This window comes from Streptomyces flavofungini, from assembly GCF_041028215.1.
Lineage (GTDB): Bacteria > Actinomycetota > Actinomycetes > Streptomycetales > Streptomycetaceae > Streptomyces > Streptomyces flavofungini_B.
Map to the genome: position 1 here is coordinate 1 of NZ_JASKYR010000209.1, position 12,252 is coordinate 12,252.

Genomic DNA, 12,252 nt, shown 5'->3' on the forward strand with positions numbered 1-12,252 from the left:
GGCCTGCGCCGCGGGGGCGGGCGGCCGGGCGCCGGTATCGGGCGCCGCCGGGGGCGCGTGGTTGTGGCGCCGTGCCCACCAGGTGTGGAACCCGGCCGTGGCGACCAGCACCACGGCCGAGATCACGAGGAGGGCCGGGCCTCCGGGGCTGTGCCCGATCATGTTGGCCACCGCGTCCGCCACCGCCACGGCGGTGAACAGGGCCGCCAGCTCCACCACGTCGCGCCGCCAGTGGTGGACGGGTCGGCCGTGCTTGGTCCGGGTCACATGAGACATGTCAGTGCGCATACGGCCACTGTGCGCGACCGGTGTTGCGTGATCACAAACATGCTGTGACCGATGAGTTAAGCCGCCTTCCGCCCGCCTTCCGCCCGCTTTGCGCCGACCGGCTACTGGCCCACGCGGCCGGGCTCCAGGACCTTGGTGAACAGGACGCCACCGCCCTCCTGCCGCAGCCGCACGGTCAGCTCCCCGCTGCCGCCGTCGATGTCCACCTCTCCGAAGTACTGCGGCGTCTCGGCCGGTGAGGTGTTGGCGCGGGCCGGTGCCTTGATGAACGTCTGCTCGGGGCCGAAGGTTCCGTCCAGCTTCGCCGCGGGGAAGCCGCCCGCGGCCAGCGGCCCGGACACGAACTCCCAGAACGGCGCGAAGTCCGTGAACGCGGCGCGCGAGGGGTCGTAGTGCTGCGCGGAGGTGTAGTGCACGTCGGCGGTGAGCCACAGGGTGCCGGTGATGCCGCGGTGCTTGATGTGCCGCAGGAGTTCGGCGATCTGGAGCTCGCGGCCGAGCGGGGCGCCGGGGTCGCCCTGCGCGACGGCCTCGAAGTTCGTCCTTCCGTCGGCCACCACGAGGCCGAGCGGCATGTCGGAGGCGATCACCTTCCACACCGCACGCGAACGGGAGAGCTCCCGCTTCAGCCAGTCCAGCTGCCGGGCGCCGAGGATGCCGGTGGCGTCCTCGGGCTGCCGGTTCGGGGAGTTGGCGTTGCGGTAGGTGCGCATGTCCAGGACGAACACGTCGAGGAGCGGTCCGTGCCGCAGCACGCGGTAGACCCGGCCGTCCTCGTCGCCGGGCGGCAGCGTGGAGACGGGAAAGTACTCGCTGAACGCCCGCAGGGAGCGGCGCGCGAGCACGTCGACGTTCTTCTCGGTGTAGCGGGCGTCGTCCAGGATCTGCCCCGGGTACCAGTTGTTGTGCACCTCGTGGTCGTCCCACTGCACGAGGGACGGCACCTGGGCGTTGAACCGCCGCAGGTTGTCGTCGAGCAGGTTGTAGCGGAACGCGCCCCGGAACTCCGCGAGGCTCTCGGCGACCTTGGACTTCTCCTCCGTCGTCACGTTCCGCCACACGCTGCCGTCGGGCAGCGTCACGCTGGGCAGGATGGGCCCGTCGGCGTAGATGTTGTCGCCGCTGCACAGGAAGAAGTCGGGGTCGCGGCGGCGCATCTCCTCGAAGATCCGGTAGCCGCCGCGGTCGGGGTTGATGCCCCAGCCCTGCCCCGCGATGTCGCCCGACCACAGGAAGCGCACGCCGCCCTTGCGGCCCTTCGGCGTCGTGCGGAACGTGCCGCCGACCGGTTCGCCGGTGCGGCGCGGGTCGTCGGGGTCGGCGAGCAGCACGCGGTAGTGGATCTGCTCACCTGCGGGCAGGCCGCGCAGCCGGGTGGTGCCCGTGAAGTCGGTGTCCGGACCGAGCAGCGGCCCGCGCCAGCGTCTCGCGTCGCGGAAGGACTCGGTGGCGGAGGTCTCCACGATCATCCGCGCCGGGCGGTCGGAGCGTACCCAGACGAGCCCCGCGTGCGCGGTCACGTCCCCCGCCTGTACACCCCACTTCGCCGCCGGGCGCCCGGAGAGGGCGAGCGCGGGAGCCGCCCCGCCGAACGCGGGCAGCGCCGACGAGGCCGCGGCCAGCGCCGCGGGTACGGCGAGCGAGCCGCGCAGCAGGCTGCGGCGGCGGGGTGCCTGGCTCGGCTGACGTGATGACATGAATGCGCCTCCAGTTGACGGGTGCGACCAGTCTGCGGGCGTCCCGTCGGGTGCGCGCCACAGCCTTCACGCGAACCACAAGTGAACAACTCACGGCCCGTACGGGGGAACTGTCGCGCGTACATCCGTCTACGCTGATGATCACGGCGCGCCGCCGGGCGCACCGCACCCGAGCCGCACATCGAGGGGGACCACCATGCCGGTCAACGGCCAGAGCCACATCCGCATCGCCCGCCCCTCGCGGGACCTGGCGGCGGCCGAACGCTTCTGGGCCGACGGCCTCGGCCTGAGCGTGGTGTACCGGAGCGACGGCGGCACCGCCCCCGGTGAGCACGCCCTGCTCATGGTGGGGTGGCCGGACGCCTCCTGGCACCTCGAACTCGTCCACGAGGCCGCCGCGCCGGTCCAGCCGCGCCCCACCGAGGACGATCTGCTCGTGGTCTACGTGGACGGTCCCGTGCCCGAGGAGCTGATCGCGCGTCTGGAGGGGCACGGCGGCAGGCGGGCGGTCTCGCCCAACCCGTACTGGAACGAGTGGGGCGTCACGGTCGAGGACCCGGACGGCTACCGGCTCGTGCTCTGCACGCGCGCGTGGTCCAACTCCTGAGCGGGCGCTTTCGCGGCACGGCAGGTGTCCAGGATGACGCGGGCCACGAGGGCGGGGTCGTCGTTCATCGGCACGTGGCCGCAGCCGGTGAGCCGGATGAGCCGGGCCCCGGGTATCGCCCGCTTGGCGCGGATGCCCTGGCGGGGCACGAGCAGCCGGTCCCTGTTGCCCCAGGCGATGGTGACCGGGAGGCCCGTCACGTCCTCGCCCATGGGAAGGTCGCGGCCCGCCGTCAAGGTGGCCGCGAAGCCCGTGGCATGGCGCAGCGCGAGGGTCTCCGCGACGACCGCGTCCGGTGAACGCCGCCAGGGGCGTGCGTAGATGGTGCTGGTGAGGGCGGTGCGCCCGGCCGCGGACCGGGAGAGGCGCTCGATCACGGGCACGGGCAGCAGACGGGCCCCCTGCCGCATCGCCAGCAGGGTGCCGAACGCGTAGCGGCGCTCCGCCGGGGTCCAGAAGCCGCCGGGGGAGAGGGCGGTGATGGACCGCGCGAGCTTCTCGCGGCCGAGTTCCAGGGCGAGCAGCCCGCCCAGGGAGTTGCCCGCGACATGCGGGCGTTCGATCCCCAGGGCCCGGCACAGGGCGCCGAGCGCGGGGACGACGGTCGGCAGGTCGTGGGCGAGGCCGTCCGGCAGCGAGGGGGAGGCGCCGAAGCCCGGCAGGTCCACGGCGATCACGTCGTACTCGGCGGCGAGGATCCGCACGACCGGGTCCCAGGCCTGCCGGTGGTGGCCTATGCCGTGCAGGAGCAGCAAGGGCTCACCGGCGCCCGCACGCGCGTAGGAGATCGTCGCGGTGCGCGGACCGGCGGGCGACGCGACGTCGAAGGACACCTCTGCGGCCATGGCTGCTCCCGTCCCCGCCGCGTGACGACGGTTCCTCAGATCGTTAGACATGCTGTCAGCAACAATTACCGCTCGGTAGCCCGCACTTCAAGAGGGGGTGTGCCACGCGTTTCCCGCCCGGGGGGTGCCGACGGCTCGCACCCGGGTCCGGGCCGGCTATTTCTCCTGGACAGCCGATCCCTCCGTGGGCTGGGATGGAGGGGTGGCTACCGACAGTGCGACCGACGTCTTCGAAGAACACCGTTCCGTCCTGATGGGCGTGGCCTACCGCATGCTCGGCCGGGTGGCCGACGCCGAGGACGTCGTCCAGGAGGCCTGGCTGCGCTGGTCCACGGCCGACCACGGCCAGGTGCGCGAACCCCGCGCCTATCTGGTGCGGGTGACCACGCGGCTCGCCATCGACCGGCTGCGCCACGTGCAGTCCCGCCGCGAGGCCTATGTGGGGCCCTGGCTCCCCGAGCCCTACGCGACCGATTACGGGCCCACCGTGCCCGACACGGCCGAGCGCGCGGTGCTCGCCGACTCGGTGTCCCTCGCGGTCCTCGTCGTCCTTGAGTCCCTCTCGCCGCTCGAACGCGCCGTCTTCGTGCTGCGCGAGGCCTTCGGGTTCCCCTTCGCCGAGATCGCGGCCACGCTCGACCGGGGCGAGGCCGCCGTGCGCCAGCTCGCCGGACGGGCCCGCAAGCACGTCGACGCGGGCCGCCCGCGCTACGAGGTGGACCCGGCCCAGCGCCGTGATCTGACCGAGCGCTTCCTGGCGGCGGCGACGGAGGGGGACCTCGACGGACTGATGGCGCTGCTCGCCCCCGATGTGCGGCTGGTCGGCGACAGCGGGGGCAAGGCCAAGGCTCCGGTGCGGGTCCTGGAGAGCGCCGACAAGGTGGGCCGCTTCCTGCACGGCGCCGCCCGCAAGGGCATCGACGGGGTGGCGGGCCGGGTGGAATTCCGCTTCATGGAGTTCAACGGCGCCGAATGCCTGCTCTTCCTCGTGGACGGCGCGCCGGACAGCGTCTTCCAGTTGGACGTCGTCGACGGCCGCGTCCAGAGCATCTACATCGTCCGCAATCCGGACAAGCTTGTGACACTCACCCGTTAAGGCTCAACAATCAGGGGCATGCGCAAAGCGTGCGAATCGCGGGATAAGGGGTCTCCGTCGCCTGGCGGAGGCCCCTTCGCCGTGTGATCTTCGGCGCCCCGGGCCCCGGCGTGGCCGATAACGCCTGCTTGGCCGCTTGCGAACTCCGCATGAATGCTCTGTGGCATCACCCCTGTGCGGACCGTTACGGATCGAGGATTGGTCTTGACCAAGGATCAGGGCGGGCCTATGGTCGCAGGGATAGTGCAGGAACCTTTAATAAACAAGGGCGCTAAAAAGCCGCCGGTGAACGGCGATTGCGGAGGACAGGGTGGGGACCACGCAGCTCGAAACGGTGCCGGAGCCGAAGTACTGGCATCTGAAGACCGTGCTCAGTGAGGCGCTCGACTCCGAGTTCGCCGTCGGGGAGATCCTGCCGAACGAGCGCGATCTGGCCGCCCGCTTCGGCGTCGCCCGCGCCACGCTCCGCCAGGCACTCGAACAGCTCGAACTGGAAGGCAGGCTCCAGCGCCGCCGCGGGGTCGGCACGACCGTCGCCCCGCCGCGCATGGGCGTGGCCGTCGGCTCCGCCCAGGGCTCCTGGCCCGGCGAGACCGGCGACGCCTGGCAGCCCGCGGACTGCGCGCCCGGAGTGCCTCCCGTGGACGTCGCCCGGATGCTCCAGACGCTCCCCGAGGAGCAGGTCCACGTCATCCGCCGCACCCGCGTCTCCAACGGCCAGCCCGTCGCCGCCGAGCTGCTCTACGTACCGACCTCGTCGGTCGCCGAGCTCACCGGCATGGACGCGGCCTCGGGCGCGGCCCGCGCGCGCGTGGTCCTGCGTGACCTCGCCCGGCTCGGCCTCGAAGGGCAGGACAGGGCCGTCGAGCTCGGCTCGGCCCGCGCGGACGACGCCAAGGCGCTCGACCGGCTCCCGGGAGCCCCGGTCCTGCTCGTGACGACCCGCTTCTTCGCCGAGGGCCGCACGGCGGCCGTCTCCGTCGCCACCTACCGCGCGGACACCTGCCGCCTCACCTTCGGCGACTCGGGCGTCGAGATACACCACGGACCCGAGGGCGGCGCCGCCTGAGGCGGCACCGCTCGTACGGACACCACGACCCCGCCCGGCCCCTCGGCCCGGCGGGGTCGCGCGCGCTCAGCGGCGTGCGGTGACCGTGCCCTCCACGGCGAACAACTGCTCCTCCACGTGGTCGAGGGCGAGCCGCAGCGCCCCGGTCCCCACAGCCGCCTGGCCGAGCATCGAAAGGGCGACCCGGGGCGGCCGCAGGCAGTAGCGTGCCAGCTCCCTGTGCAGGGGTTCGAGGACACCGTCCAGGCCCGCCGCCCAGCCGCCGACCACGACCAGCTCGGGGTCCAGGGCGAGGACCAGGGCCGCCACATCGTGCACGAGGCGCTGTATGAAGCGCTCCACGGCCGCCTGCGCCCGTGCGTCGCCCTCCTTGGCGTGCGCGAAGACCGCGGCGACGGCCTGCTCGTCCAGCGGGTGCAGCGGCTCGCCCGTGGTGGAGAGCAGCGTCTCCGGAGTGACCTCGCGGCCGAGCAGGTGCAGGGCGCCGATCTCGCCCGCCGCGCCGCCGAAGCCGCGGTGCAGCCGACCGCCGATCAGCGAACCGGCCCCCGGACTCAGCCCGGCGTTGACGAAGACCACGTCGTCGATGCCGGCCGCCGCGCCCTTCCAGTGCTCGGCCACGGCCGCCGCGTTGGCGTCGTTCTCCACGAGCACCGGGCACCTGAAGGAGCGGCGCAGCCGCTCGCCGAGCTGGAGCCCGGTCCACTCGGGCAGCGCCGTGCTCAGCCGCACCGTGCCGTCCGCCTCCAGGATGCCGGGGCTGCCCACGCCGACCGCGCGCAGCGTGTTGCGGGCGATGCCCGCGCGGCGCAGCAGATCGGCGACCGTGGTGCGCAGCCGCTCCAGGCGGTCGTCGGCGGGGGCGTCCTCGGAGACGTCCTTCGACGCCGTGCCGAGGACCTTGCCGTCCAGGTCCGCGAGGACCGCCGCCACCCGGTGCGGGCCGATCTCCAGGCCGAGCAGATGACCGGCCTCGGCGCGGAAGCGGAACTTCCGCGCGGGCCGCCCCTGACGCCGGGCGCCGCTGTCCTCGGCCGCCGACTCCACCACGAGCCCGGCCTCCATGAGCCCCTCGACGACGCCCTCCACGGTGGGCCGGGAGAGCCCGGTCACGCGGGTGATCTCGGTGAGCGTCGCCAGGTCCGCGGCACGCAGCGCGTGCAGCACCACCGCGGAGTTGATCCGCCGCAGCAGTGAGGGGTCCCCGCCGGTCAGCTGCCCCAACGTCCGTCCTTCCAGCTCGTGCGCATGATGGCCGGATCGTACTCGTAGGACAGGGCCCCGGCGAGTGCCGGGCCCGCCTTCCCCCGGCCTTCCCTCGTCATCCAGGTGCCACGAAACCGGATTCGTACGCCACGATGACGGCCTGCGTCCTGTCGCGTGCGCCCAGCTTGCCGAGGACGGCGCTGACGTGCGACTTCACCGTCTCGGTGCCGACCACCAGACGGTCGGCGATCTCCGCGTTGGACAGACCGCGCGTCATCAGCCGCAGCACCTCGGCCTCGCGCCCGGTCAGAGCCGCCCGGTCCAGCGCGGCCCTGGCCTCGGCGTTGCCCCGGTGCCTGCCGTGTTCACCCGCCAGTTGCCGCACCGCGGCGGGAAAGAGCAGCGACTCGCCCTCGGCGACCAGGCGCACGGCGTGCACGATCTCCGCGGGCCTCGCCCGCTTCAGCAGGAAGCCGTCGGCGCCCGCGCGCAGCGCCTCGTACACGTACTCGTCGTTCTCGAAGGTCGTCACCACGAGGATCTTGGGTGGGTCCCGCACCGTGCGAAGCACCGCGCGGGTGGCCTCGATGCCGTCCAGGAGCGGCATGCGGACGTCCATCGCGATCACGTCCGGCCGCAGCTCGCGGACGAGCGGGATGACCGCCGCCCCGTCGGCCGCCTCACCGCAGACGCTGAGGTCGGGCTGTGCCTCCAGAACGGCGCGCAGGCCCGCGCGTACCAGGGGTTCGTCGTCCACGAGGAGCACTGAGACCGGCATCCGGCCAGCGTAGATCACCGCAGGGGCAGTTCGACGTGCACCTGCCAGTCGCCGTCGAGCGGGCCCGTGGTGGCCCGCCCGCCGAGCAGCGTGGCCCGCTCCCGGATGCCGCGCAGCCCGCTGCCGCCGCGCCCGGTCGAACCGGCGGTACCGGGCAGCGGGTTGCGCACGTCCATCACCATGCGGCCGTCGTCCACCGCTATGCGCAGCCGCACCGGAACGGGGCCGGAGTGGCGCAGGACATTGGTCAGCGCCTCCTGGAGCATGCGGTAGCCCTCGCGGGAGACGGGGCCCGGCAGCCGCTCCACGGGGCCCGTCACCCCGACGTCCACCGTGGCGCCCGAGGCGCGCGCCGACTGCACCAGACGATCGGCGTCGGCCAGGGTCGGCCTGCCGCTCACCGGCTGCCCGTCCTCGCGCAGCACCCGCAGGACCCGCTCCAGATCCTCCAGCGCGGCCCGCCCGGTCTCCTCGACCGCCTCCAGCGCCCGCGCGGTGAACTCCGGGTCGGCGGCGGCCCTCGCGGCACCCGCCTGCACGACGGCGACGGTCAGCGCGTGCCCTAGGGAGTCGTGCAGTTCGCGCGCGATGCGGTTGCGCTCCAGGAGCTGCTCGGTGCGCTCCTCCATGAGGGCGAGGCGTTCGGCGGGGGAGGGGCCGAGCAGCCGGCGGGCCGCCAGGGCCGTGAGGTGCCCTGCCCCCAGGAGGGCACCGAGTTCCACCAGGACGAGCAGAGGAAGCAGCGCCAGGCGGACCGCGAACGGTTCCGGGACGGTGAGCAGCAGCCCGTCCCTCTCCGGGGGCTGGTCGTTGGCACCGATGATGGTGAAGACCATCCCGAGCAGCTGGCCCGTCACCAGGACCAGGGCGACGCCGGTCTCCAGGCGGAACACCAGCCACACGGCGGTCCGCGCGCGGTCACGCCAGGAGGCGGAGGGGGCCACGGAGATGCCCGGCTCCTCCACCGCAGCGCCCGCCCCGCGCGCGTGCTGACCGGGAAACAGCATCATCCGGGCCTGCAATCCCTCGGCCCTGCGCACGACGGGCACCATGGCGGCCGTCACCAGCAGCGGCGCCGGAAGCACCGCCACGAGCACCCAGTCGGTGAACGAGGGTTCGGAGAGCCCCGGATAGATCGAGGCACTCACCCACGCGATGGCCGACCCCAGGAACACATGCAGCCAGCGCGTATAGGTGACCGCGCGCGTGAGGTGGCCGACCACGCGCGTCAGGGTTCTTGGAGAGCCGGGCATGACGCTCATCGTGCCAGCAGGGCCGGGGCGCCCGGCTCCCCCGCCCGGGGGAGAAGGACTCCCCGGGCGGGGGAGGACCACGGGCCCCCTCCACGGCCAGGCTGTCCCCATGACCAGCATCGACGTCCAAGACCTCACCAAGGAGTACGGCACGACCCGGGCCGTGGACGCCCTCACGTTCAGCGTCCGCCCCGGCCGGGTCACCGGCTTCCTCGGCCCCAACGGCGCGGGCAAGTCGACCACCATGCGCCTCGTCCTCGGCCTGGACCGGCCGACGTCGGGCACGGCGACGGTCGGCGGACGCGCCTACGCCGCGCTGCCCGACCCCCTGCGCCACGTCGGCGCGCTCCTCGACGCCCAGGCCGCCCACGGCTCCCGCACCGCCCGCAGCCACCTGCTCGCCCTCGCCGTCAGCAACCGCCTCCCGGCACGCCGCGTCGACGAGGTCCTGGACGAGGCCGGTCTGACGAGCGTGGCCGGACGCAGGATCAAGACGTTCTCGCTCGGCATGCGGCAGCGTCTCGGCATCGCGGCGGCCCTGCTCGGTGACCCCGCCGTGGTGATGCTCGACGAGCCGTCCAACGGACTCGACCCCGAAGGCATCATCTGGGTACGCGAGTTGCTGCGCCGCCTGGCCAAGGAGGGCCGTACGGTCCTCGTCTCCAGTCACCTCATGAACGAGACCGCCACCTTCGCCGACCACCTGGTGGTCCTCGGCCGCGGCAGGCTCCTCGCCGACACGCCCATGCCGGACTTCATCGGCGCGCACAGCCACGCGCGCGTGCGGGTGCGCACGACCGACCCCGACCGGCTCCGCGACGTCCTCATCGCCAAGGGGTACGCCCTCGGGGACGCGCACGACGGCCGCTGGACGGTCGACGGCGCCAGGGCCGAGGAGGTCGGCGCGATCGCCGCGTCCGCCGGTATCCCCGTACTCGAACTCGCCGACGAGCAAGCTTCCCTGGAGCAGGCCTATCTCGCCCTCACGGCGGAGGAGACAGAGTTCGCGGCCACCGCGCCCGCGGCCCCCGCCGCCACGTCCCCCCAGGAGGTCTGACCGTGTCCCGCACCCCGGTGCTGCCCGTCGCCCACGCCGAGTGGATCAAGATCAAGTCCCTGCGGTCGAGCCTCGTCTCGCTGCTCACCGTGTTCCTCGCGACCGTCGCCATCACCGCCCTCGTCTTCGCGACAGTGGGCGGAGTCGAGTCGTCGGACGACGCCGGCGCCGAGCCGCTCTTCGGCGCCTTCTACGCCCTCAACTTCGGGCAGGTCGCGGCCATCAGCTTCGGCACGACCGCCCTGTCCTCGGAGTACACGAGCGGCGCCCTGCGGATCTCCCTCGCCGCGGTGCCGCGCCGCGGGCTGTTCTACGGCGCCAAGGTGGCCGTCGTCGGCGGCCTGGCGCTCCTCGCCGGACTGCTCACCGGCTTCGGCACCTTCCTGACCGGCCAGGCGTTCCTGGGGGACGACGCGATCGGCCTCGGCCACCCGGGCGCCGTGCGCGCCTGCGTGGGCGGCGGGATCTACCTGGCCCTCATGGCGCTCCTGGCGGCCGGTCTGACGGCCGTGCTGCGCAGCGGCGTCGCCGTCCTGAGCATCCTGATCCCCTTCACGCTGATCGTGTCCTTCGTGGTCGGCGACATGGACAGCGGCGTCGCGGCCTTCCTGCCGGACAGGGCGGGACAGCAGGTGCTGCACGAGGCCCCGACGGGATCGCTCGGCCCCTGGGCGGGACTTGCCGTCCTCGCGGCCTGGTCCGTGGCCGCACTGCTCGCGGGCTGGTGGGCGGTCCGCCGCCGTGACGCGTGAGCGCCCGCGACGGGCGCACGCCATCCGGCGGATGACTGATTGTCAGTGGCGGCCGCTTTACTGGGTCTCATGAGTACCGCACAGCATCTCGCCGTGATCGACCTGCTGCGCTCCCGGGACTTCCCCGCGGAGCACGGCAGGTCGGAGTGCGGCTCCGAAGGCCCCGGGTATCACATCGCGGAGTTACTGACGAGCGACACCTTCTGGGAGGACGACGGCACCCGCTGGACCCTGACCGAGGAGCAGTACGAGGCGGAGCGCGACGGTCTGACGGTCCTGCTCACCGGCCGCTGGGGGCCGCCGCAGCGGTTCAGCCTGGCGAGCCTCTTCGACCGGCTGATGGACGCGGAGTCCGCCGTCGGCCCCGGCTCCCGGCCCGCCGCCGAGGAGATACCGGAGCCGTGGGCCCATCTCAGCTCATGCGTCCCTGACCTGCACCTGTGGCGGGTGGACGACCGCTGGATAGCCCTCGGCGTCGCCCAGTGGGACAAGGAACTGCCCTTCCAGCTCCTCGCCGTGGTGACGGAGACCGACCCGCCCTGAGCCGGGGTCGCGGAGATGGGTCAGCCGAAGCGCAGCGGGCCCCCGTCGGCCTCGCGGAAGAAGTGGGCCACATCGGCGTCCGTGACCCGCGCGAGCTCCGCGGGCGACCAGCGCGGCCTGCGGTCCTTGTCGACCACCTGGGCGCGGATGCCCTCGGGCAGGTCGGGGGCGCCGAGCATCGCACAGGACACGCGGTACTCCTGGGTGAGCACGGCTTCCAGGTCCGGCAGTGCACGGGCCCGGCGCAGGGAGGCGAGCGTGACCTTGAGGGCGGTCGGGGACTTGGCGAGGAGCGTCTCGGCGGTCTCCTTGGCGTGCCGGTCGCCGCAGGCGTACAGCCGGTCCACGATCTCCTCGACGGTGTCGGCGGCGTAGCAGTGGTCGATCCACTCGCGGTGCGCGGCGAGTTCCGCCCCGGGAGCGGGTGCTTCGTGGCGGCGCACGGCGTCGGCCGCGGGCATGTCCGCGAGGTCCGCGGTGAACGCCGCGAGCCGCTCCGAGGGCATGTAGTGGTCGGCGAGCCCGCAGAACAGCGCGTCACCGGCCGCCACGGGGGAGCCGGTCAGGGCGAGGTGCGTGCCCAGCTCACCGGGCGTGCGCGTGAGGAGGTACGTACCACCGACGTCCGGCACGAAGCCGATGCCGGTCTCGGGCATCGCGATCCGGGAGCGCTCGGTGACCACGCGCACCCCGCCATGGGCCGAGACGCCCACGCCGCCGCCCATCACGATGCCGTCCATCACGGCGACGTACGGCTTCGGGAAGCGGGCGACGCGGGCGTTGAGGCGGTACTCGTCGTACCAGAACGCGGCCGGGGCCGCCGGGCGCCCCGCCCGGACGTCGTCGTGGATGGAGCGGATGTCGCCGCCCGCGCAGAGCCCGCGCTCCCCGGCGCCGGTCAGGACCACCGTCTGGACCGAGCCGTCGTCCTCCCACTCGGTGAGGGCACGGTCCAGGAGGCGGACCATGGCGTGGTTCAGGGCGTTGATGGCCCGCGGCCGGTTCAGGACGACGTATCCGGCCCGGCCTTCGCGCCGGAGCAGGACGGGGGCGACTGGAGC

Annotated in this window: 12 protein-coding genes and 1 pseudogene; 6 read left to right on the top strand and 7 right to left on the bottom strand. The window is 73.2% G+C overall.

All coding sequences use genetic code 11. The features are described 5' to 3' along the window. Together AB8Z36_RS16580 and AB8Z36_RS16585 are read right to left on the bottom strand one after the other, a co-directional pair. A pseudogene (locus AB8Z36_RS16580) lies at positions 1–288 on the bottom strand (GNAT family N-acetyltransferase); the annotation flags it as partial. 101 nt (positions 289–389) lie between these two features. Next, on the bottom strand, positions 390–1,985 hold the full coding sequence (locus tag AB8Z36_RS16585; protein ID WP_369214079.1) for an alkaline phosphatase D family protein: 1,596 nt from the start codon (positions 1,983–1,985) through the stop codon (positions 390–392). Between the two features lie 196 nt (positions 1,986–2,181). On the opposite strand from AB8Z36_RS16585, the gene AB8Z36_RS16590 reads away from it, so the two are divergent. Then, positions 2,182–2,592: a VOC family protein gene (locus AB8Z36_RS16590; protein WP_369214080.1), complete on the top strand. Its 411-nt coding sequence runs from the start codon at positions 2,182–2,184 to the stop codon at positions 2,590–2,592. Here AB8Z36_RS16590 and AB8Z36_RS16595 read toward each other — a convergent pair. Further along, entirely contained in the window at positions 2,550–3,437 is an 888-nt protein-coding gene (locus tag AB8Z36_RS16595; RefSeq protein ID WP_369214081.1) for an alpha/beta fold hydrolase, read from the bottom strand. The two genes, AB8Z36_RS16590 and AB8Z36_RS16595, sit on opposite strands and share 43 nt — an antisense overlap. A 202-nt stretch (positions 3,438–3,639) precedes the next feature. Here AB8Z36_RS16595 and AB8Z36_RS16600 point away from each other — a divergent pair, with 202 nt between their 5' ends. Together AB8Z36_RS16600 and AB8Z36_RS16605 are read left to right on the top strand one after the other, a co-directional pair. Further along, positions 3,640–4,533 (top strand): RNA polymerase sigma-70 factor, encoded by an 894-nt coding sequence (locus AB8Z36_RS16600; protein WP_369214082.1) that lies wholly within the window; start codon positions 3,640–3,642, stop codon positions 4,531–4,533. 310 nt (positions 4,534–4,843) lie between these two features. Continuing rightward, positions 4,844–5,602 carry a GntR family transcriptional regulator gene (locus tag AB8Z36_RS16605; RefSeq protein ID WP_369214083.1) on the top strand — a complete coding sequence of 253 codons (759 nt, stop codon included), beginning with the start codon at positions 4,844–4,846 and terminating at the stop codon, positions 5,600–5,602. A 66-nt stretch (positions 5,603–5,668) separates the two neighbouring features. On the opposite strand, the gene AB8Z36_RS16610 is transcribed toward AB8Z36_RS16605, so the two are convergent. The 3 genes from AB8Z36_RS16610 to AB8Z36_RS16620 all read right to left on the bottom strand — a co-directional run bounded on the left by AB8Z36_RS16610 (position 5,669) and on the right by AB8Z36_RS16620 (position 8,839). Beyond that, positions 5,669–6,826: an ROK family protein gene (locus tag AB8Z36_RS16610; RefSeq protein ID WP_369214084.1), complete on the bottom strand. Its 1,158-nt coding sequence runs from the start codon at positions 6,824–6,826 to the stop codon at positions 5,669–5,671. Positions 6,827–6,923: 97 nt separating this feature from the next. After that, positions 6,924–7,586 (bottom strand): response regulator transcription factor, encoded by a 663-nt coding sequence (locus AB8Z36_RS16615; RefSeq protein ID WP_369214085.1) that lies wholly within the window; start codon positions 7,584–7,586, stop codon positions 6,924–6,926. 14 nt (positions 7,587–7,600) lie between these two features. Further along, positions 7,601–8,839, bottom strand: coding sequence for a sensor histidine kinase (locus AB8Z36_RS16620; protein ID WP_369214086.1), 1,239 nt, complete (start codon positions 8,837–8,839; stop codon positions 7,601–7,603). A 109-nt stretch (positions 8,840–8,948) separates the two neighbouring features. On the opposite strand from AB8Z36_RS16620, the gene AB8Z36_RS16625 reads away from it, so the two are divergent. The 3 genes from AB8Z36_RS16625 (at position 8,949) to AB8Z36_RS16635 (ending at position 11,191) form a co-directional block, all read left to right on the top strand. Then, a complete protein-coding gene (locus AB8Z36_RS16625; protein ID WP_369214087.1) occupies positions 8,949–9,896 on the top strand; it encodes an ATP-binding cassette domain-containing protein in 948 nt (315 codons plus the stop codon). Next, positions 9,893–10,648 (top strand): ABC transporter permease, encoded by a 756-nt coding sequence (locus AB8Z36_RS16630; protein ID WP_369214089.1) that lies wholly within the window; start codon positions 9,893–9,895, stop codon positions 10,646–10,648. The genes AB8Z36_RS16625 and AB8Z36_RS16630 overlap by 4 nt, the downstream gene beginning before the upstream one ends. Positions 10,649–10,717: 69 nt before the next feature. Continuing rightward, complete coding sequence (locus tag AB8Z36_RS16635; protein ID WP_369214088.1) at positions 10,718–11,191, top strand: hypothetical protein; 474 nt, start codon at positions 10,718–10,720, stop codon at positions 11,189–11,191. Positions 11,192–11,211: 20 nt separating this feature from the next. Here AB8Z36_RS16635 and AB8Z36_RS16640 read toward each other — a convergent pair whose 3' ends face one another. Next, positions 11,212–12,234: an enoyl-CoA hydratase/isomerase family protein gene (locus AB8Z36_RS16640; RefSeq protein ID WP_369214090.1), complete on the bottom strand. Its 1,023-nt coding sequence runs from the start codon at positions 12,232–12,234 to the stop codon at positions 11,212–11,214. Positions 12,235–12,252 lie beyond the last annotated feature (18 nt).